At 58.5% G+C, this 19360-nt stretch carries 26 protein-coding genes and 1 tRNA gene; 17 read left to right on the plus strand and 10 right to left on the minus strand.

What is annotated here, in order from left to right; genetic code table 11:
* The first annotated feature begins 34 nt into the window (after nucleotides 1-34).
* The 14 genes from ispE to A7317_RS03750 all read left to right on the plus strand — a co-directional run bounded on the left by ispE (nucleotide 35) and on the right by A7317_RS03750 (nucleotide 9203).
* A complete protein-coding gene (gene ispE / locus A7317_RS03695) occupies nucleotides 35-838 on the plus strand; it encodes a 4-(cytidine 5'-diphospho)-2-C-methyl-D-erythritol kinase (protein WP_206379620.1) in 804 nt (267 codons plus the stop codon).
* 37 nt (nucleotides 839-875) lie between these two features.
* A tRNA-Gln gene (locus tag A7317_RS03700) sits at nucleotides 876-950 on the plus strand.
* A 46-nt stretch (nucleotides 951-996) separates the two neighbouring features.
* A complete protein-coding gene (locus A7317_RS03705) occupies nucleotides 997-1938 on the plus strand; it encodes a ribose-phosphate pyrophosphokinase (protein ID WP_003208392.1) in 942 nt (313 codons plus the stop codon).
* Nucleotides 1939-2076: 138 nt separating this feature from the next.
* Nucleotides 2077-2676 carry a 50S ribosomal protein L25/general stress protein Ctc gene (locus A7317_RS03710; RefSeq protein ID WP_024073295.1) on the plus strand — a complete coding sequence of 200 codons (600 nt, stop codon included), beginning with the start codon at nucleotides 2077-2079 and terminating at the stop codon, nucleotides 2674-2676.
* 168 nt (nucleotides 2677-2844) lie between these two features.
* Nucleotides 2845-3429, plus strand: a complete 585-nt coding sequence (gene pth / locus A7317_RS03715; RefSeq protein ID WP_010213318.1) for an aminoacyl-tRNA hydrolase — start codon at nucleotides 2845-2847, stop codon at nucleotides 3427-3429.
* Nucleotides 3430-3450: 21 nt separating this feature from the next.
* The gene (gene ychF / locus A7317_RS03720) at nucleotides 3451-4551 is read left to right on the plus strand and encodes a redox-regulated ATPase YchF (protein ID WP_024073294.1); all 1101 of its coding nucleotides are present in this window, start codon (nucleotides 3451-3453) and stop codon (nucleotides 4549-4551) included.
* Nucleotides 4552-4914: 363 nt separating this feature from the next.
* Nucleotides 4915-5838 carry a sigma-54-dependent Fis family transcriptional regulator gene (locus A7317_RS03725; protein ID WP_024073293.1) on the plus strand — a complete coding sequence of 308 codons (924 nt, stop codon included), beginning with the start codon at nucleotides 4915-4917 and terminating at the stop codon, nucleotides 5836-5838.
* 85 nt (nucleotides 5839-5923) lie between these two features.
* Nucleotides 5924-6130: a hypothetical protein gene (locus tag A7317_RS30530; RefSeq protein WP_143036950.1), complete on the plus strand. Its 207-nt coding sequence runs from the start codon at nucleotides 5924-5926 to the stop codon at nucleotides 6128-6130.
* A gap of 172 nt (nucleotides 6131-6302) precedes the next feature.
* Complete coding sequence (locus A7317_RS30535) at nucleotides 6303-6470, plus strand: hypothetical protein (RefSeq protein ID WP_024073292.1); 168 nt, start codon at nucleotides 6303-6305, stop codon at nucleotides 6468-6470.
* A gap of 88 nt (nucleotides 6471-6558) precedes the next feature.
* Nucleotides 6559-6924 (plus strand): hypothetical protein, encoded by a 366-nt coding sequence (locus tag A7317_RS03730; protein ID WP_024073291.1) that lies wholly within the window; start codon nucleotides 6559-6561, stop codon nucleotides 6922-6924.
* Nucleotides 6925-6928: 4 nt separating this feature from the next.
* Nucleotides 6929-7714 carry a type III secretion system inner membrane ring lipoprotein SctJ gene (sctJ, locus tag A7317_RS03735; RefSeq protein WP_024073290.1) on the plus strand — a complete coding sequence of 262 codons (786 nt, stop codon included), beginning with the start codon at nucleotides 6929-6931 and terminating at the stop codon, nucleotides 7712-7714.
* Nucleotides 7715-7829: 115 nt separating this feature from the next.
* Complete coding sequence (locus A7317_RS03740; RefSeq protein WP_177429293.1) at nucleotides 7830-8288, plus strand: type III secretion protein; 459 nt, start codon at nucleotides 7830-7832, stop codon at nucleotides 8286-8288.
* A complete protein-coding gene (gene sctL, locus A7317_RS03745) occupies nucleotides 8266-8856 on the plus strand; it encodes a type III secretion system stator protein SctL (RefSeq protein ID WP_069075219.1) in 591 nt (196 codons plus the stop codon). The genes A7317_RS03740 and sctL overlap by 23 nt, the downstream gene beginning before the upstream one ends.
* A gap of 110 nt (nucleotides 8857-8966) precedes the next feature.
* Nucleotides 8967-9203: a hypothetical protein gene (locus tag A7317_RS03750; protein ID WP_024073287.1), complete on the plus strand. Its 237-nt coding sequence runs from the start codon at nucleotides 8967-8969 to the stop codon at nucleotides 9201-9203.
* On the opposite strand, the gene A7317_RS30540 is transcribed toward A7317_RS03750, so the two are convergent.
* Nucleotides 9187-9330 (minus strand): hypothetical protein, encoded by a 144-nt coding sequence (locus tag A7317_RS30540; protein ID WP_024073286.1) that lies wholly within the window; start codon nucleotides 9328-9330, stop codon nucleotides 9187-9189. The genes A7317_RS03750 and A7317_RS30540 overlap by 17 nt on opposite strands.
* Before the next feature lie 282 nt (nucleotides 9331-9612).
* Between A7317_RS30540 and sctC the strand changes: the two genes are divergently transcribed.
* From sctC to A7317_RS03770, 3 genes are read left to right on the plus strand one after another with little or no spacing between them, the layout of a single operon-like run.
* On the plus strand, nucleotides 9613-11766 hold the full coding sequence (gene sctC, locus A7317_RS03760; RefSeq protein ID WP_069075220.1) for a type III secretion system outer membrane ring subunit SctC: 2154 nt from the start codon (nucleotides 9613-9615) through the stop codon (nucleotides 11764-11766).
* Nucleotides 11763-11966 (plus strand): HrpT family type III secretion system protein, encoded by a 204-nt coding sequence (gene hrpT / locus A7317_RS03765; RefSeq protein ID WP_024073283.1) that lies wholly within the window; start codon nucleotides 11763-11765, stop codon nucleotides 11964-11966. Before sctC ends, hrpT begins: the two co-directional genes overlap by 4 nt.
* 5 nt (nucleotides 11967-11971) lie before the next feature.
* On the plus strand, nucleotides 11972-12334 hold the full coding sequence (locus tag A7317_RS03770) for a transcriptional regulator (protein ID WP_310168555.1): 363 nt from the start codon (nucleotides 11972-11974) through the stop codon (nucleotides 12332-12334).
* A gap of 12 nt (nucleotides 12335-12346) precedes the next feature.
* Here A7317_RS03770 and sctU read toward each other — a convergent pair whose 3' ends face one another.
* From sctU to A7317_RS03815, 9 genes are read right to left on the minus strand one after another with little or no spacing between them, the layout of a single operon-like run.
* Nucleotides 12347-13444, minus strand: a complete 1098-nt coding sequence (sctU, locus tag A7317_RS03775; RefSeq protein WP_024073281.1) for a type III secretion system export apparatus subunit SctU — start codon at nucleotides 13442-13444, stop codon at nucleotides 12347-12349.
* Complete coding sequence (gene sctT, locus A7317_RS03780; RefSeq protein WP_069075222.1) at nucleotides 13441-14229, minus strand: type III secretion system export apparatus subunit SctT; 789 nt, start codon at nucleotides 14227-14229, stop codon at nucleotides 13441-13443. The genes sctU and sctT overlap by 4 nt, the downstream gene beginning before the upstream one ends.
* 10 nt (nucleotides 14230-14239) lie before the next feature.
* On the minus strand, nucleotides 14240-14503 hold the full coding sequence (gene sctS, locus A7317_RS03785) for a type III secretion system export apparatus subunit SctS (RefSeq protein WP_024073279.1): 264 nt from the start codon (nucleotides 14501-14503) through the stop codon (nucleotides 14240-14242).
* 7 nt (nucleotides 14504-14510) lie between these two features.
* Entirely contained in the window at nucleotides 14511-15164 is a 654-nt protein-coding gene (gene sctR, locus A7317_RS03790; RefSeq protein ID WP_024073278.1) for a type III secretion system export apparatus subunit SctR, read from the minus strand.
* A complete protein-coding gene (locus tag A7317_RS03795) occupies nucleotides 15161-16192 on the minus strand; it encodes a FliM/FliN family flagellar motor switch protein (protein WP_041160833.1) in 1032 nt (343 codons plus the stop codon). Before A7317_RS03795 ends, sctR begins: the two co-directional genes overlap by 4 nt.
* Nucleotides 16189-16641, minus strand: a complete 453-nt coding sequence (locus A7317_RS03800) for a type III secretion system HrpP C-terminal domain-containing protein (protein WP_069075223.1) — start codon at nucleotides 16639-16641, stop codon at nucleotides 16189-16191. Before A7317_RS03800 ends, A7317_RS03795 begins: the two co-directional genes overlap by 4 nt.
* Nucleotides 16638-17051, minus strand: coding sequence for a type III secretion system stalk subunit SctO (sctO, locus tag A7317_RS03805; protein ID WP_024073275.1), 414 nt, complete (start codon nucleotides 17049-17051; stop codon nucleotides 16638-16640). Before sctO ends, A7317_RS03800 begins: the two co-directional genes overlap by 4 nt.
* Nucleotides 17038-18399 carry a FliI/YscN family ATPase gene (locus A7317_RS03810; RefSeq protein ID WP_024073274.1) on the minus strand — a complete coding sequence of 454 codons (1362 nt, stop codon included), beginning with the start codon at nucleotides 18397-18399 and terminating at the stop codon, nucleotides 17038-17040. The genes sctO and A7317_RS03810 overlap by 14 nt, the downstream gene beginning before the upstream one ends.
* Nucleotides 18396-19301 carry an FHA domain-containing protein gene (locus tag A7317_RS03815; protein ID WP_024073273.1) on the minus strand — a complete coding sequence of 302 codons (906 nt, stop codon included), beginning with the start codon at nucleotides 19299-19301 and terminating at the stop codon, nucleotides 18396-18398. Before A7317_RS03815 ends, A7317_RS03810 begins: the two co-directional genes overlap by 4 nt.
* Nucleotides 19302-19360 lie beyond the last annotated feature (59 nt).

The following is a 19360-nucleotide window of genomic DNA, read 5'->3' on the forward strand; positions in this document are numbered from 1 at the left end:
ACTGACCCTGCCCTCCCCGGCCAAACTCAACCTGATGCTGCACATCCTCGGTCGCCGTGAAGATGGCTATCACGAGTTGCAGACGCTGTTTCAATTTCTCGACTACGGCGACGAACTGACCTTCGCCTTGCGCGACGACGGCGTGATTCATCTGCATACCGAATTCGAAGGCGTGCCTCACGACAGCAACCTGATCGTGAAGGCGGCGAAAAAACTTCAGGAACAATCTGGCTGCGCCCTCGGCATCGATATCTGGATCGACAAGATCCTGCCCATGGGTGGCGGCATCGGTGGCGGCAGCTCGAATGCGGCGACCACACTGCTGGGTTTGAATCACTTGTGGCAGCTGGGCTGGGACCTCGATCGCCTGGCTGCGCTGGGCCTGACACTGGGCGCCGACGTCCCGGTTTTCGTGCGCGGGCACGCCGCTTTTGCCGAGGGCGTGGGGGAGAAACTCACCCCCGAATACCCCGAAGAGCCGTGGTACGTCGTGCTTGTCCCGCAAGTATCTGTAAGTACAGCAGAAATTTTTTCAGATCCACTGTTGACACGTAACTCTCCTCCCATTAAAGTGCGCCCCGTTCCCAAGGGAAACAGTCGAAATGACTGCTTACCGGTTGTAGCAAGGCGTTATCCAGAGGTACGTAACGCTTTGAATTTGTTAGGTAAATTTACCGAAGCAAAATTAACCGGCACTGGAAGTTGTGTGTTTGGGGGCTTCCCAAGCAAAGCTGAAGCTGATAAAGTCTCGGCCCTTCTTACAGAGACCCTTACAGGGTTTGTAGCAAAGGGAAGCAACGTTTCGATGTTGCATCGCAAGCTGCAAAGTCTGCTCTAAAAGGAATCGAGTACTGGGTACTCGTTGCAACAGATACAGGGGCGTCGCCAAGCGGTAAGGCAGCAGGTTTTGATCCTGCCATGCGTTGGTTCGAATCCAGCCGCCCCTGCCATTTTCCTATACTCATCCAGGTTACCCTCAGCCTCTAGGTACTGCGCGTGTCCAAGATGATGGTCTTTACGGGGAACGCCAACCCCGATCTGGCTCGACGTGTCGTACGTCAGCTGCATATCCCTCTCGGTGACATCTCTGTCGGCAAGTTTTCCGACGGCGAAATTACCGCCGAGATCAATGAAAACGTTCGCGGTAAAGACGTCTTCATTATTCAGCCGACTTGCGCTCCGACCAACGATAACCTGATGGAACTCGTCGTGATGGCTGATGCCTTCCGCCGCTCCTCAGCGACTCGAATCACAGCTGTAATCCCTTACTTTGGTTATGCCCGTCAGGATCGCCGTCCGCGTTCCGCACGTGTGGCTATCAGCGCGAAAGTCGTGGCTGACATGCTCACCGTGGTAGGTATCGACCGTGTCCTCACGGTTGACCTGCACGCTGACCAAATCCAGGGGTTCTTCGATATCCCGGTAGATAACATCTACGGCTCCCCAGTATTGGTGGATGACATCGAAGACCAGCGCTTTGAAAACCTGATGATCGTGTCCCCGGACATTGGTGGCGTCGTGCGTGCACGGGCTGTTGCCAAATCCCTGGGCGTGGACCTCGGGATCATCGACAAACGCCGCGAGAAAGCCAATCACTCTGAAGTGATGCATATCATCGGTGATGTCGAAGGGCGTACCTGTATTCTGGTCGATGACATGGTCGACACCGCCGGCACCCTGTGCCACGCGGCCAAAGCCTTGAAAGAGCACGGTGCGGCTAAAGTCTTCGCCTACTGCACACACCCTGTGCTGTCGGGCCGAGCGATCGAGAACATCGAAAACTCAATGCTGGACGAACTGGTGGTGACCAACACCATCCCGTTGTCCGCAGCTGCTCAAGCCTGTTCGCGTATCCGTCAACTGGATATCGCACCGGTAGTTGCCGAGGCGGTTCGCCGTATCAGCAACGAAGAATCGATCAGTGCGATGTTCCGTTAAGGGTCAAACCAACGGAACACCTCACTGACGAAAAGCGCCCCGCCCCAGCATACTGTTGGGGCGGGGCTTTTTTGCCCATATCGCCTTTAGCGCTGGTCGCAAACGCTGGGGCGAATGTGGTTATTTTGGAGATACAACATGAACGATTTTACCCTGAATGCTGAAGTGCGTTCCGACCTGGGGAAAGGTGCGAGCCGCCGCCTGCGTCGTCTCGCAAGCCTGGTTCCAGCTGTCGTCTACGGTGGCGAAAAAGCCCCTGAGTCCATCAGCATGCTGGCCAAAGAAATTGCCAAACTGCTGGAAAACGATGCGGCCTACAGCCACATCATCGAGCTGAACGTTGGTGGCACCAAGCAGAACGTCATCATCAAGGCCCTGCAACGTCACCCAGCTAAAGGTCACGTGCTGCACGCTGACTTCGTACGCGTCGTAGCCGGCCAGAAACTGACCGCTATCGTGCCTGTACACTTTGTTGGTGAAGACGCTCCGGTCAAGAAAGGCGGCGAAGTTTCGCACGTTGTTGCCGAGATCGAAGTGACCTGCCTGCCGAAAGACCTGCCTGAGTTCATCGAAGTCGACCTGTCGGCTCTGGAAATCGGCGACATCATTCACCTGTCCGACCTCAAAGCCCCTAAAGGCGTTGAGTTTGTTGCACTGGCTCACGGTGATGACAAAGCTGTTGCAAACGTTCACGCTCCACGCGTTGCACCAGAAGCTGAAGAAGGCGCTGCAGAGTAATTCACTCTGTATTGCCGGAGCTTGAGGAAACATCGCGGACCGAAACGTAGCGAGAAAGCGGGCGATAACGCGGCGTTTACTCTTGAGTAAATGATCTTTTGTTGTCCACTTTCGCCGCACACCGGTTGCGGCGATGTTATCCACAACTCCAAAGGAAGGGCCCCTGTCGTGACTGCCATTAAACTGATCGTTGGCCTGGGAAATCCAGGCGCCGAATACGAACAGACCCGGCATAACGCGGGGGCCCTTTTTGTTGAGCGTATCGCCCACGCCCAAGGTGTAAATCTGGTGGCCGATCGCAAATATTTCGGCCTGACCGGACGCTTCTCGCATCAGGGTCAGGATGTTCGTCTGCTGATTCCCACCACCTACATGAACCGCAGCGGCCAGGCTGTCGCGGCGCTTGCGGGCTTCTTCCGGATCAAACCCGAGGAAATCCTGGTGGCCCATGACGAACTGGACCTGCCACCCGGCGTTGCCAAACTCAAACTGGGCGGCGGGCATGGCGGGCACAATGGCCTGCGCGACATCATCGCGCAGTTGGGCAATCAGAATAATTTTTACCGTCTGCGGCTCGGCATTGGCCACCCAGGCGTTGCCAGTATGGTTTCAAATTTCGTCCTGGGTCGTGCGCCACGCGCCGAACAGGAAAAACTCGATGCCAGCATCGATTTTGCCCTCGGCGTGCTGCCGGATATCTTCGCCGGTGAATGGAACCGCGCGATGAAAAACCTGCACAGCCAGAAGGCCTGACTCTTACCGAGGGGAAACACCATGGGATTCAATTGCGGCATCGTCGGCCTGCCCAACGTCGGCAAATCCACCTTGTTCAACGCTTTGACCAAGTCCGGTATTGCGGCGGAGAACTTCCCCTTCTGCACCATCGAACCCAACAGCGGTATCGTACCGATGCCCGATCCGCGCCTGGAAGCACTGGCGCTCATCGTCAATCCCAAGCGCATCCTGCCGACCACCATGGAATTCGTTGACATCGCCGGCCTGGTGGCCGGTGCGTCGAAAGGTGAAGGCCTGGGTAACAAGTTCCTGGCCAACATCCGTGAAACCGATGCCATCGCCCACGTGGTCCGCTGCTTTGAAGACGAGAACGTGATTCACGTCTCCAACAGCGTCGACCCGAAACGCGACATCGAGATCATCGACCTGGAACTGATCTTCGCCGACCTCGACAGCTGCGAGAAGCAATTGCAGAAAGTCGCGCGCAACGCCAAGGGCGGCGACAAGGACGCAGTGGTCCAGAAAGGCCTGCTGGAGCAGCTGATCGCACACTTCACCCTGGGCAAGCCGGCACGCAGCTTGATGAAGAGCATGGGCGCTGACGAGAAGGCCGTGGTCAAGGGCTTCCACCTGCTGACCACCAAGCCGGTGATGTACATCGCCAACGTCGCCGAAGATGGCTTCGAAAACAACCCGCTGCTCGACGTGGTCAAGGCCATTGCCGACGAAGAAGGCGCGATCGTGGTGCCGGTATGCAACAAGATCGAAGCAGAAATCGCCGAGCTCGATGACGGCGAAGAGAAGGACATGTTCCTCGAGGCCCTGGGCCTGGAAGAGCCTGGCCTCAACCGCGTGATCCGTGCCGGTTACGAAATGCTCAACCTGCAGACCTACTTCACCGCCGGTGTCGAAGAAGTCCGCGCCTGGACCGTCAAAGTGGGTGCTACCGCACCACAGGCTGCCGGCGTGATCCACACCGACTTCGAAAAGGGCTTTATCCGCGCCGAAGTGATTGCCTACAACGACTTCATCCAGTTCAAGGGGGAAGCCGGTGCCAAGGAAGCCGGTAAGTGGCGTTTGGAAGGTAAGGAATACATCGTTAAAGATGGCGATGTAATGCACTTCCGTTTCAACGTGTAAGCGTTACCGCTTCAATAAAAAGCCGATGCACTGCATCGGCTTTTTTGTGGGCGTTCTATTTGTCATCCCGGCCTTCCCCTGCATCTTTAACAAAGATATCGTCAGTGGCCAATTTCCAGCCCGCCCTCAAAAAATGCATACTTTAAAACCATTCAAAGCATATTTAAGATTTCTCTTACACCACAATTCCCGCCTACTCCAAATAGAATTCGCACATTAAAAACCTTCTACATCTCACATTCCAAAAAGGCTAACTCAGTTCGAAAACACGATGACAATGCTGCTGTTTTCCGGTTTACTTGCGAGCGCCCACCGCCAACTTGAACTTCAACAAAGCGACAACTGCATTGGAGCACTCGCACTATGTCGGCCCTCAATCAGTATGAACTTATGACTGATATACCTTTCACCGACTGCCCCATCATCGAAACGACCATCAACAATACCGCCCCTCTTAACATCGACATTTTGCTTCTTGGAGAAACCGGCACTGGCAAGGACACCCTGGCACAACGCATTCACTGTTTATCGCGGCGCAAGGGTAACTTCGTCGCGGTCAATTGTGCTGCCATCCCGGAAACCCTTGCCGAAAGCCAACTATTCGGGGTCAACAGCGGCGCCTATACCGGCGCATTGCAATCCCGCGCCGGCTTTGTAGAAGCCGCCCACTTGGGCACCTTGTATCTGGATGAGATCGATAGCATGCCACTCTCGTTACAGGCCAAGCTGTTACGGGTACTGGAATCTCGTGGCGTCGAGCGCCTTGGATCGACCCGATCCATCCAGGTCGATATGCGCGTCATTGCCTCGGCCCAGCACGCATTGCATGAAATGGTGGAGCAAGGCACCTTCAGACGTGACCTGTATTTCCGTCTGAATGTCGTCAACATCCACCTGCCCCCCCTGCGTGACAGGCGTGAACACATCATCCCCTTGTTCATGGACATGATCGAGCAGGAGGCCAACTACTTTAAGTGTTCCGCAACACCTCCGCCCCCCGCGTTGTTGCAACAGTTACTGTGCCACCCGTGGCTGGGCAACGTGCGTGAGTTGCGCTCGACCGCCAAGCGATTCGTATTGGGCCTGCCCCCGCTCTCCTCCTCGCTGGCCAATCGACAGAGCACGCCAATAAACCTGAAGGCAAGGTTGCAGCAAATTGAAAAAGCCTTGATAGAGGAATCGCTGCGCCGTCACGCACGCAGTGTCGATAACGTTGCAGCAGAACTCGGTGTTGCCAAACGCACGCTCTACTACCGGATGAAGCAACTCGAAATATCACTGGCTTAGGGTGCCTGGAACGAAGCAGAAGGCATTTCCCACATACGTGTGAGCCTCTAGAGCGACTTAACTCACACGCCAACAGGAAAACTTCATGTGCTTAACCCTGATCAACAACTTTATGAGTTTAATCACCAACATCAAACGCCCCCCGCAAAACGATGCCCCTCCTGACAATGCAAAGTGCTGCAACAAACCACCGGAGCGCCCTTGCTACGAAACAAACAATAACAAAAAGCATATTGAATATGAATCCATCAACATTGCAATAACACTTGATCGCCCATCGCGAAGCGCATGAACCCCGGTTTCACAAGAAATAATTAAAAACAAATAACTTATTTATATACCGGAACGTTCTTCTTGTCGCTGACCACCTAGCCAATGAGCAACTGCACTGTTGCTCAGAACACTAAAGACAACGAACAAGCGTTGTCCGCACTTCAATCCAGACAAATACGAAGGTAACTCTTATGTCCTCCTCAATACCTACCGGTGGAGTGAGCGCTGGCGCTCAAGCACAACTGGACCGAATCAACGCCGACAAAGAAAAGAAAGTTGTCGAAGAGGCTGCAAAAACCGCTGAGCAAGAACTGACTACAGCAAAAGCGGGCCGCGTAAAATCGTTGAGATTCGCCTAAGTAAGAACCGACCTCCTTTGCCCATCCGGCAGAGGAGGTCTCCACTGCCCAACAGATGCAACAATCGACGCGCTCGCTGGAGGTTCATATGTACACCAACAACGCAGGGGGCCCGGGAAACGGGAACACCATCACTCAGGCTGAAACGCCGGCTGCGCTCGACGGGACGTCCGACAGCAATTTTTTCACCGCGCAACTGAACCTCTCCGAGCGGCCAGGCAAAGGTACCGCGCCCACGGGTATGGGCCTCCCCTTGACCTTGGGGCCTGCTGAGTCTGCGACGTTATCGAAACGAGTGTCCAAGGGGTTTCGGGACATGAGCCTGAACAAGAAAACCAAGGACGCACATGAGTTCGCCCAGTCGCTTTCCGAATCGCACGTTAACGTGGTGGCAGGCGTCAAGGTACTCGGCGCAATCGTAAAAGGCGTCGATAAAGTCGCCAGCATGGGGTAGGTGTATGTCCCGCCGTCTAACCACTACGTTGTTTTTTTCATCGGTGTTGCTGCTAGCGGGCTGCGGTGAAAGCGTAGAGCTTCATCGCCAATTATCCGAGCAGGAAGCCAACGAAGTCATTGCGGAGTTGGCAGACAAACAGATCCGTGCCCAGAAAGTCCCGGCAAAAGACGGAGTCATCGTTCGTGTCAGGGCAAATGACATCAGCCGAGCGGTCCGCACGCTTGAAGCCGTTGGCCTGCCTAAAGTGACCCGCTCGACATTGGGGGATATCTTTCGCAAGGAAGGTGTCATCTCCACCCCGTTGGAAGAGCGCGCCCGCTACATCTATGCGCTGTCCCAGGAGCTGGAGGCGACCTTATCGAACATAGACGGTGTCATCGTTGCGCGCGTCCATGTAGTGCTGCCGGAGCGGGTGGCGCCCGGCGAACCGGTGCAACCGGCATCCGCCTCCGTTTTCATCAAGCATGACCCTCGGCTGGACCCCGACAATATTCGCCCCAGGGTACGCAGGATGGTGGCCAGCAGCATCCCCGGCATGACGTCGGCCATCGACAATACGCAAAAACTGACCGTCGTTTTCGTACCGGCGGCAGCCTATCAGGAGCAGCAACAGCTGACCTATCTCGGCCCCTTCCTGGTGCCGGAACAAGACCTCGGGTTCTGGCGTACCAGCGTTACCGCCCCTCTTGTCGCCCTGGTACTGGCAGGCGCTGGATGGGTGATCTGGCGGCGCAGGACAATGCATGCTCCCACCTCAAAACCGGCAATCGATCACGCCCATGAGTGAGGATCTGGCCTGGGTACGATGGTGGGCCTCGCCTTGGAAACATGCCCACCCGGATTGGCGTACTCATACGGGCGTTGAACAAACAGAAGCGCTTTCACGCAGTCATCATGGCAGGATGAGCCTCCTGTTCGACATCGAACCCGAGCTCCCCCCTGCCCCTTCGCCCGCCTTGCTGCAACTGGTCCTCGCCAGCGCCCCCCAACGAGACCTCGTCTTGGTGTTGGTCAATGAGGTCTACAACGCGCCCAACGACAGCCGCTTGAACCAGGAACAACTTCTCTGGTGCCAGCGCCTGGCCAAGGCACTGGCACCCGACCCGACACAGATGAACATCGACGACCCTTTGCACTACCTGCGCGCATGGGTGGCCCCCGCCATCTGGCGACGATTGCGCTTGAGCTTTGCCCGCCCACGGGTACTTGAAGTCGAGCGGCAGCCCAAGCTGATGGATAGTCAAGGCCGGTTGGACACCCTGTGGCAAGCCGCTCTCTGGCGCGCCACCTCTGCTCCCTTCGATGATGCCCCGCACGCCCCACGCGAGAACTCCCGCCATGTTTTGCGCCCACACGATTGAGCTGCACACCCTCACGCCCAACCTGCCCACGGCGCTGATTCCCAGAGAAATGCTGGCTGACTATGCGCAGGCCCGTCAATTGATCGAACAGGCAGAAGCCCACGCACAGGCACTCACCTGCCAAGCACAGGCAGAGTGCGAAAAAATACTGGAAAGCGCTGGGCATGAGTTCTGGCAGCGCGCCAACGCCCAACTGCATCGTTGGGAATCGGAACGCCAGGCGATGTACGAAAAGCTGGAGCAGGTCGCGACGTCAGTCATAAACACAGCGATCCGAAGTTTCCTGGAAGAAACCCTACCCGCTCAACGCCTCACCGCGCTGCTCAACAAGCTGCTGGATGCCCAGTTGCCGCCGATCAAGGCGAGCTTGCTGTGCAATCCACTGGACCGCGAGCCTGTCGAACAGTGGCTCAGCCGCCATTGCGGTGTGCCTTGGACGCTTCGAGTCGAAAGCACGCTCGCCGCCCAATCGCTGGTCCTGGAAACAGAAGACGGTGGGTTTCACATCAATTGGACCGATACCCTGGACAACCTGGTGACGCCCTCCACCAAGGCCAATATCAAGTAACGATACGACTTGGCGAGGGCGGGTTGTTTTTTAAAACAAATAAATCGGTGGATGGAACTTGTCACAAATCGGCTGCCACTCAGGGGTAGCCCCAACGAGGAGAAACCCCGATGACGTTTGATGACCGTTTACTCATAAGGCACTACCGGCAGCAGGCCCAGGCCGAAAAGCAGCTCAGTCAAATCAGCGCCGATGTTGATAACAGCGAAGGCGGTGAAGAGGCTCAACGGCTTTTTGAACAGATGATCGAGGTGAAGTCGAACCTGGTGTCCAGTTTTGCCACAAGCTCAAGCTATCTCAGCTACAAGCACGACACGATAAAAGCCGTCATCAATGGTATCCAGTAGTTGCCAGCAAAAACTGGCTGACTGTTTGGCTGGCCGCGAACAGCATGTGCTGCTGTTTGAACAGGACGATGAAGTCAGCGTGCAATGCTCTGAACACCGCGTACTTCTGGGCGTTCAACTGACGCATTCACGCCTCGAACATTACTCGTTGCAGTCTTGGCATCGTCTCGGTCAGTCCAGTCTCGCGCATTTCCAGGGCGCCCTGGCCCTGGCTCCCGCAACCGGCCACCTCTGGCTGCTGCAAGGCCTGCCTCGGGATTGCAGTCAGGAGCACCTGTTGAAATCCCTTGAAGCGCTTTTCAACCAACGCGACACCTGGCGCAGCGTAGTCGCGCGCCTGGCAAGGCCTGGCCCCCCGTCCAGGTCCCTTTCGCTACGTAAGTTGCCGTACTGAAACCGAGAACCTGCCATGCCTAACAAGATCCACAAGCACCCCCGCTTGCGCTCATGCTCGCCCGTTGCAGCCGTAAAACCCACTCAGTGGCGTTGCCTGCTGGCCCTGCCCTTCTTGCTGGCGCCGCTGCACAGCAGCCTTGCCGCCATCCCCCCAGAGTGGAAAAACACCGCCTACGCCTACGAGGCCGAGCACAAACCCTTGCGCGAAGTACTCGATGATTTCGCCCAGACGTTTGGCACGCAATTGCAGATCGAAGGCCTGCTGGAAGGCAACGTCAACGGCAAGATTCGCGCGAATACCCCGCAGTCACTGCTCGACCGCCTGGGGACTGAACACCGCTTCCAGTGGTACTTGTACAACAACACCCTCTACATCAGCACCCTGGACCAGCAGGAGTCCGCGCGCCTGGAAGTGTCGAGCGAAACCGTGGCCGACCTGAAGCAGGCACTCACCGATATCGGCCTTCTCGATAGCCGTTTCGGCTGGGGCGAATTACCCGAGGACGGCGTGGTGCTGGTGTCCGGCCCCAAGCGCTACATAGAACAGATCAAACAATTCAGCAGCCAGCGCCGGTCTACCGACGAAAAACAGAGCGTGCTGACCTACCCGCTGAAATTCGCCAATGCGGCAGACCGCCAGATCGATTATCGCGGCGAGAAAATGCTCATCCCCGGTATCGCCAGCATGCTGCAGGGTTTGCTTGAACCTCGCTCTCCCTCAGCTGCCGCGCAGGTTACCCAGCGCCCCTCAGCCGCGTCAGGCGCCCCTGTAATATCGCCCCTGGCCCAGGGCTTTCCCCGGCTCGGCAACCCTCTATTGGGCCAGATGCTCACCCCGCCGACGAGCCAGGCGACCGCCGACCCGGGCATGTCCCTGACCCCGCGCTCACGGGTCTCGCCCGGGCGAATTCGCGTCGAAGCCGATGTGCGCAACAATGCCGTGATGATCTACGACTTGCCGGAACGCCACGCGATGTACCGCGACCTGATCACCCAGTTGGACGTCGCGCGCAAGTTGGTGGAAATCGACGCGATCATCCTCGACATCGAACGCACGCAGATGCGTGAGCTCGGCGTGAACTGGGGGTTTCGCAATGGCAATTTCCAGGGCGGCGTGAACAACATCGCCCCAGGCACCTCGTCGCAATTGGCGATCAATAACCGGGATGGATTCTTTGCCGCTGTCAGGGCGCTGGAGCGGCGTGGCCTGGCGACCCTGGTGTCGAACCCATCCGTCTTGACCCTGGAAAACCAACCGGCAGTGATCGACTTCAACCGCACGCAGTACCTCACGGCCGGCTCCGAAGTGGCAACCATCCTGCCGATCACCGTGGGAACCAGCTTCCAGGTGGTCCCACGGGTGATCACTTCGCGTGGCAGCCATCAGATCCACTTGGCGGTCGATATCGAAGACGGCAATTTCGACGAATCCAACCCCAACCGCATCGGGCCCGATGTGCGCAAGGGCGCGGTCAGCACCCAAGCGGTCATGGCCGAAAAACGTTCGCTGGTGGTGGGTGGCTTCCACGTCACCGATAACACTGACCAGCTCAACAAGATTCCCCTGCTGGGTGATATCCCGTTGCTGGGCAAGGCGCTGTTTTCGTCCACTGAACGCAAAAACAATCGACGCGAGCGCCTGTTCATCATCACGCCCAGGGTCATTGGCGACCAGGCCGACCCTTCGCGCTACTTGCCCCAGGCCGATCAGTTGGAACTGCAAACAGCCCTCAAACCACTGGCACGGCGCATGACGCCCCACGCACCGGAAATCAAGCGCAACGACTTGATCCATGCCATGGCCACACTCGTCACCGGGCAAGTCCCCAAAGCCTTCAAGGCGACCCCGATGCCACTGGGCCTGGATACCTTGTGCACCACCCGCGACCTGCTCGCACTCAATACCGAACGCAGCCAATGGTATGTCGGCCCGCAATTCAACGTCGCCGTCGTGGTACTGCGCAACCAGTACGACCGCCATGTGCGCATCGATGAGAAAGAGTGCAGCAATTCGCAGACCCTGGCAGTGACCGCCTGGCCGCGTGCCTGGCTCAAACCGGGTGAAGAAGCGGAAGTGTTCATCGCCATGCGCCCTGTGGTGAAAGACGAACACATTGGCGTTTCTCGTCCCTCGTTGATCGCACCTAACGGAAAGAAACCAGAATGACTCGCCTACTCTCCAGCTTTACATTGATCAGCCTGGTGCTGTTTGTCGCCGGTTGCACCCCCACCTGCCGGGGTGACTCGTGCTCACGTCCACAATCGAGCGCCGACAAGATGGTGATCTGGTGGCCGGAACACATGCGTGTGCAACCCGGCCCCTCCGGGGAACGTTCGGATCACCAGACGGTTTCGCTGGAACGATGACCCCTATGGAAATACCCACAGACGCCGAACATCGTCGGGTACTTCTCAATGACCTGGTGAGTGGCGCTGCCACTCACCTGCACCTGTCAAAAGGCATCCACCTGTGTGCGCTGAAAGCCGGGGAACAGCTCGGCCTGGCCCTGCAAATTGCACCGCGTGTCTTACAGGCCGGCCAGTTCCAGCGTGTGCTGGAACGCCGCTTCGAACAGGCCTTGGCGTTCGATGGCTGCTTTGTCTTTTCGAATGCCGGGGGAGCCCTGATTCTCTGGCACCCGGTGGTATCTACCGATATTCCCCTGGATCAAATCCTCAGCCGCCTGCTCTCGCTCGCAGAACTTGAAGCCCTGGATCGACACTGCAATCGTTGATCACACGATGGCTCAACGCTGGTCCAGCTCGGGCAACTCCAGGGTCTCTCGCTTGGCCTCATCGTCCAGTTCACGCAAAGTACGGTAGATCAAAGCAACGGCCTGCAGCGTCTCTCGGGGAATGTTGCCCCCCAACTTCTGCTTGTAGAGCGTGCGCGCCAACCAGACACACTGAATCACGGGTATGCCCGCCGACTTGCATCGGTCGATCAGTTTGCGGGCCTGGGCGTCCGTACCTTTTTCCACAAGCTGCGGCAGCGGCGTCTTGCCAGGGCGATAGTACAAAGCCACCGCAAAATGCGTCGGGTTGACCACCAGCATGTCGGACTCTTCCAGCTTGGGCAGCTTGACCTTGGGCTCCTCATTCGCCAACTCGTAGGCCAACTGACGGCGCTGGCCCTTGACGTGAGGGTCGCCCTCCATATCCTTGTACTCCTTGACCACTTCCACCTGGGTCATCCGCATGCGCTTGGCAAAAAAGTACTTCTGCAACGCCAGGTCAACGATTGCCAGCACCAGCAGCAAGCCCAGGCACATGTGCAGCAAGTGTCGAAACAGCGTCATCAGCGCCAAGACATAACTTTGCAGGTCGCCACTGGCCAGGCTCACCAACGCGCTCAACGACGGGCCAATGACCACGTACAGAATCAGCGTCAGCAGCACGGCCTTGGCCAACCCCATCAACAGGTTCATCACCGACTGGCCGGAAAACATCTGCTTGGCCTGGTTAAGGGGGTTGAGCCGATTGAAATCTGGTTTCAAGGTTTCTGGGGCAAAGAGGAAACCGAACTGCATCCAGCTGCTGATCAATTTGACCGCGATCGCCACCCCCACCATCAGCAGGGCAAAAGAGAAAAACACCAGCAAGCCTTCGAACAAGACCTCTTCCAGTGCGCGCACGAAAGGTTGCCCCATGCGCGCCATGGGCAACACCAGCAGTTGCTGAAAACGCTGCATACTGGTTTCGGCGGTGAACAGTGCAATTTCACTCAAGGCCGTCAGTACCAGCAGCTTGGCCACGTCCTGGCTTTGAGCAACCTGGCCTTTCTTACGCTGGTCACGCAGCTTCTTGGGAGTCGCGGCGTGTTTTTTCTCTCCAGAGTCACTCACGGCTGCGCCCCCTGGAACATCAAGCCCAGAGAATGCTTAAGGTCGCCCAACAGACTCATCCTGCCCATGATCAAGTCTTGCAGAAGAGGCAAATACAAGAGCAGGAACGCCAGCCCAGCCAGGCATTTTACGGGCATCGCCAGCGATGACACTTGCAATTGCGGGCTGTATAAACTGAGCAACGCTACCCCGAATTCCAGCAGCAACAGCACCGCGATAAAGGGCGCGGCGTACAGCATCATATGCATGAAGGTATCGCCCAGCAGCCCCAGGAACTCGCCAAAGCCATTGACCGCCGGCACCGGCCACCATGCGGTGGGAGGCCAGATCAGGTAACTGTCCCAAATGACCTGGGTCAGGACGCCAAGCCCAAGGGTTACCATCAGCAGGAAGATCGCCAGTTGCTTGAACATGTGACCGATGGGCGTTGCGTCCGGCCCCAGCGAAGGATTGATCTGGCCACCGGTCAAGGCCCCGCGCTGGTTGTCCAGTAACGCGCCGACCGACTCGAACAACCAGAACGGCATCGAAAGCAACACACCGAGCAACAAGCCCAGTACCGCTTCCTTCAGCACCAGAGCGCCGATCATCAACAGCGAATAATCCGCACCCGCCAACGCAGCATGAATCCCAGGGGCCGGCATCAACGCCACAACCATCACAATGACATGTCGCGGCATGCCACGAATGTGCTGAAAGCAAAACGCCGGTACGAGAATCGCACAGGGATAGATACGCGCCATGGCGATCACCAGGCTGGGCAAGTAATCAAGATAAAGCAGCACAGGTGTTACCTCAGTTCAGCGCCGAGCGGGCAACCATGTCGAAGGTCAGGTTGATCAGTTGGATCAACTCCAGGCCAATCCAACGTCCCGTCAACACCAGGGTGATGCCGACCGCTACCAGCTTGATGCCGAAAGGCAGCGTCTGATCCTGTATCTGCATCAGGGCCTGTATCAGGGACGTCAGCACACCGACAATCACCGCGACGATCAGCGGCGGCGCCGACAGCACCACCACCAGCAGCATGCCCTGCTTGAACAGCATGATCGGGTCCATAAGCGCCTCAGAGGTAGGACAGGAACAGGCTGTCGAGTAACCGCGACCAACCTGAAACCAGCACGAACAGCAGCAGCTTGAGCGGCAGCGAAATGGTCATCGGCGAAACCATTTGCATGCCCAACGCCAGCAGCAGGTTGGAGACGATCAGGTCGATGACGATAAACGGGATATAGATCAGAAACCCGATCTCGAACCCCGCCTGCAATTGCGACAGTACGTAGGCCGGCACCAGCAGGATCAGGTCGTCACGACGTGCGGCCTGGGCCATTTCCGCGGGCCACATGCGCGCGGTGTTTTCGACCAAATGCGTCAGGATGTCCGCGTCAGTGTTGCGCATCATAAAAGCCCTCAAGGGCTGTATCGCGTTGACACTGGTCTGCTCAAACGCGTGCACGCTGCTCAGGTCCACCGGCGTTACCTTGACGGCCTCGGCGATTTCATAACCCACCGGCGCCATGATGAACATCGTCGCCGCCAGCGCGATACCGTTGATGGCCATGCTGGGCGGCACTTGCTGCACGCCAATCGCGTTGCGCGTAATCATCAGCACAATCACGATCTTCAGGAACGCGGTGCACACGATCAACAACATCGGCATCAATGACAGGGCACCCAGGAACAGCGCGAGCAGAAGCGGGTCGATCCCCTGGAAGTTCATCGGGAAAAAATCACACGGGACAATTGCAGGCCCAAGCGACCATCCACATCCACCAGTTGCCCATGCCCTATAGGCCGGTCGCCGTAATACAGCCCCGCCATGCCCGGCGCGTACCCCGAGACGCCGAGCACGGCACCAGGCGCGAGTTGGTGCAACTCACCCAAGGTCAGCTGCAACGTGCCACAGCGCACGCTCAAACCCATCGCCAGTTCGTCAAATGGCTCACGCCCGAATATATCCACAGGCGCTTGATCGGTGGCTGGCGACGGATCGGCCCACTCGTAGCCCTGGTTCTGGTCTGCTGAAACCTCATCCACACACATTTCCTCGATAGAAAAAAAAGTAAAGCGCAAGACCCCGGTGTCATGGTCCAGCCGCCCTTGCAAGCCCTGGCGGCCCACGCGCAAACGCCCGTCACCGTTGGCGTTGAACATCGGGTTTTTCAACATGAGTACGTCACCGGGGCGTACGCTGCTCACCTGGCTGATAGGCAGTTGCGAATGCCCCAGCAGCACCGACACCGAGAGCGTCAGCGAATGAGGTAACGACGGGGCAAGCGATTGCCAGGGGCCCGCATCGCACAGAGCAAGGAAGGTATCGGGCGCGAGTGAGAGGCGGTCCACCACTCGGGATTCGCCCAACCTCACCGTCAGGCGACAACTGAAATCGTGTGGCTGCTCGCTTTCCTGCAAGCGCAGATACCCCAGTAACGACTGCACTTGAGGGCTGAGTTGATGTTGAAACAACGCCCAGAACCACGCATCAGGGTCATTGCCGTGCTCAGCCAATGTCACCGGGCAGTCACCGAGCAAGCTGAGGACCGGGCCAGGATTACCGAACGCCAGCGCCCCACAGGCGGTATCGAAAACAAAAGAGCCGTTCGCGCGGGGCATATGGCCCGGCTCCAGCAACAGCTCGCCATGCTGGCCCGCCACCTGATACGACAGCCGCAACCCCCGTCCCAGCCGTCGCAAGGCGGCAACGATGGCGCCGTCGACCACAGGCAGCGTCAAAGGCGAAATCATCATAGGCAGCCTGACAGGGTCACCGACACCTGCACTGGCCGCCTCAACTCAGCGCTCAAGCGGTCCTCGCATCGCTGGCGCATATCCCCCAACCACGACCGCGTGCGCTCTTCCTCCGGGTCCAGTTCAATCTGCAGCGCCCCCATCTCTCGCCGTACGTTGACGTCGATGCGGCCCAGCCGCGGCAAATAGAACACTGCCTGCAAAGGCCACTGAGACGCCGCATTGAGGCGCGGTACCAATTGCTCGGCGAACGCCTCGACCATCGCCGTATCGGCAGATGCCTGCGTGGCGTGCAACGAACTACCGACCCCCTCCCCGCCGCCTTCGCCGGCGCACAGGTTCGCAAAGAGCCGGCCCTGCTCCCACAGGAATACGAGACCTGGCGTCGCCTCACGCTCGTCACGCAATGGGCGGGGGCGTTCAGGCTTGCCTGCCGGGACCTGTGTCATAGCACCTCCCGTGTCAACAAAGCAGAAAGCTCCTGGAGTTTTTCGACCTGGCGCAAGCACTGGTTGACCTGCTTTTGTGCGCGTTCCACTTCAATCACATGCGTCTCCTTCTGCCCATGCAGCCCCTGCAAACGATCCTCCTCACGGCGGGTGTCGGCGGACAGGGTGTGTTCTTTGGCCGTCCAGGATTTGAGCATGCACACCGACACCACCTGCCCCTGGTGCTCGCTCAGTAATTGCGCGCTTTGCCTGGCCTCCTGCTGCCGTGTCTGCTCCAGCGCGTCCTCGGCCTGCTCGATGTGCGCCTGCAGGGCGCGCTGGTGCCGCTTCGCTTCACGCAACGCGCGCTCGGCGCGATCGGCGCGATGCCTGCGTAGGCGGCGCAGGGTCTCCAGCTCAGAAAGGGACATACGCCGTCAGCTCCGAAAGTTGTTGGAGGGTGGACGCCAGTGGCGAAGGCTCGCGCAAATCCTGGCGCAGGAAACCATCGACTGCCTGCCGACTGTCTACCGCCATGTCCGTGAGGGCGTCGTTGCCAGCCTGGTATTCCCCCAGCTTGAGCATCAGTTCAATCTGCTGGTACGCCGACAGCAGGCGCCGCAGCGCGGTACCGGCTTGTATGTGCGAAGGCTCGGCCACATTGCTCAGAATCCGCGACAGGCTGGCCAGCACATCCACCGCAGGGTAGTGCCCGCGTTCGGCAAGCTTGCGCGACAGTACGATGTGCCCGTCGAGCAGCGAGCGCACTTCATCGGCCACCGGGTCGCTCATGGAGTCCTGTTCGATCAGCACGGTGTAGATCGCCGTGATCACGCCTTCGCGAGTCAGGCCAGCGCGCTCCACCAAACGCGGCAACAAGCTGTAGACCGACGGCGGCAAACCACCGCGCCCCAACGGTTCACCCGCAGCCAGACCGATTTCACGCTGAGCCCGGGCAAAACGGGTCAGGGAGTCGATCAGCAGCAATACCCGCTGGCCTTTGCGGCGAAACCCTTCGGCCAGCGCCGTGGCGGTAAAGGCGGCACGCGCCCGCTCCATACTTGAGCGATCGGACGTTGCGCATACCAGTACCGCCTTGGCCCGCAATTGGTCGTCGAGTTCATGGTCAAGAAACTCGCGCAGCTCCCTGCCCCGTTCACCAATCAGGCCGAACACAATCACATCGCACTCGACATTCCGGGCAATCTCGGCGAGCAAGGTGGTCTTGCCGCAACCAGCACCGGCGAACAGCCCCACGCGCTGGCCTTCTCCCAGTGTCAGCAAGCCGTCGATCGAGCGCACGCCCGTCGCCAGCGCCTGATGAATACGCGGGCGCTCAGTGGGCAGCGGCGCTTCACACAGCACCGTGGTCGCGTCCTTGGTGTCGGCATCATCGACAAACGCCCCCGGCCCCTCGCCCGCTATCGGCCGACCGAAACCATCGAGTACCTGCCCCAGTAGTTCATGGCCGACCCGCACACGATGCGGCACGCCCAGGCGCTGCACGCTGGCGCCCACTTGCACGCCTTCGAGGTTGCCCAGGGCACTGAGTACCGCATCCTGGTGATCAAAGCCGATGATTTCGGCGAGCATGCTGTCATCACCGTATTTATCCACTTTGCACAGGTCGCCGATGCGCGCCTGAGGCAGCCGGCATTGCAACAGCATGCCGTTGACGCGCTGGATACGTCCGCGCACCGCCACCGGCGCAAAGCTGGCCAGATGACTGACCTGGCGTGCCTGCCACGCGTCAAGGCGGTCCTGCAGGTCCTGGCTCACCAGCGCACCTCATAGCGGCGCAGGCCATCGAACACCACCTTGGCATTATCAATGGAGACCAGGCGCAACCCGTCCACTTCATCCCCAAGGAACAACCTGCGTCCGCCTTCCAGTACGACATGACCGTTCGGGCCACCGACAATCTGGGTAATCTTGAACGGCGGCTGGCTATTGCCTTCTCTCACCCGGCTGATGACCGGCACGGGGGTGTCGAAACGCTCGGCAAAACGGCCGAGCATGCGCGACAGCAGCGCCATTTCTTCCGATGACACGTCACCGTTGAGCGAGATCTGCCCATTGATCACCTGCATGCTGACCCGTTGCGCCAACTCGCGCTCGCTCAGCATCTTGAGCAACTGCTGGCGCACTTCAGCGACGGTGGCCAGATCAATTTTCTGCACGGGCGCAGGCATCAGTGAAGCCTGGACATCCTGATCGCCGGCGTTCATCACGCCCACCGCAGCAACCAGCACCGCGAATACCACCAGCCCACTGATCACGCGTTTTTGTGCAGGCCCGCGCAGGGTGCTCAGGCGCAGCTCCGGCGGCGCCTCAGCGGGCACCTCAAACATCTCGACACTGGGTTCAGGCGCAGGCTCCGCAGGCCACGGCTGATCGGTGAGCGACACACACAACCGAATGGCGCCGATGGAAAACGGCCGGTCCAGGGCCAGGTCAACAATTTGCGCCAACACCTGCCCCTGGTCGTCGTGCAGCAACCCTTCTTCTGCCTGCACGCACCAGCGCTGCTCCACCTGGCGCAGCCAGGCATGGCGCGTGGCAATACCCGGGTCGTAAAGCGCCAGATCGGCCTCCGCATTGGAGCCGATGCACCACTGCTCGCCAAATAACGGCAACGCGGCTCCTTGGTGCAAGCCGTTCAGTACGCGCAACTCAAACATGGTCAGGCCCTCGAAACCGCTGAAAATGGCCAGTCATCACCGCGCACACTCATGCCACT

The organism is Pseudomonas fluorescens (assembly GCF_001708445.1).
GTDB classification, from domain to species: Bacteria; Pseudomonadota; Gammaproteobacteria; order Pseudomonadales; family Pseudomonadaceae; genus Aquipseudomonas; species Aquipseudomonas gorinensis.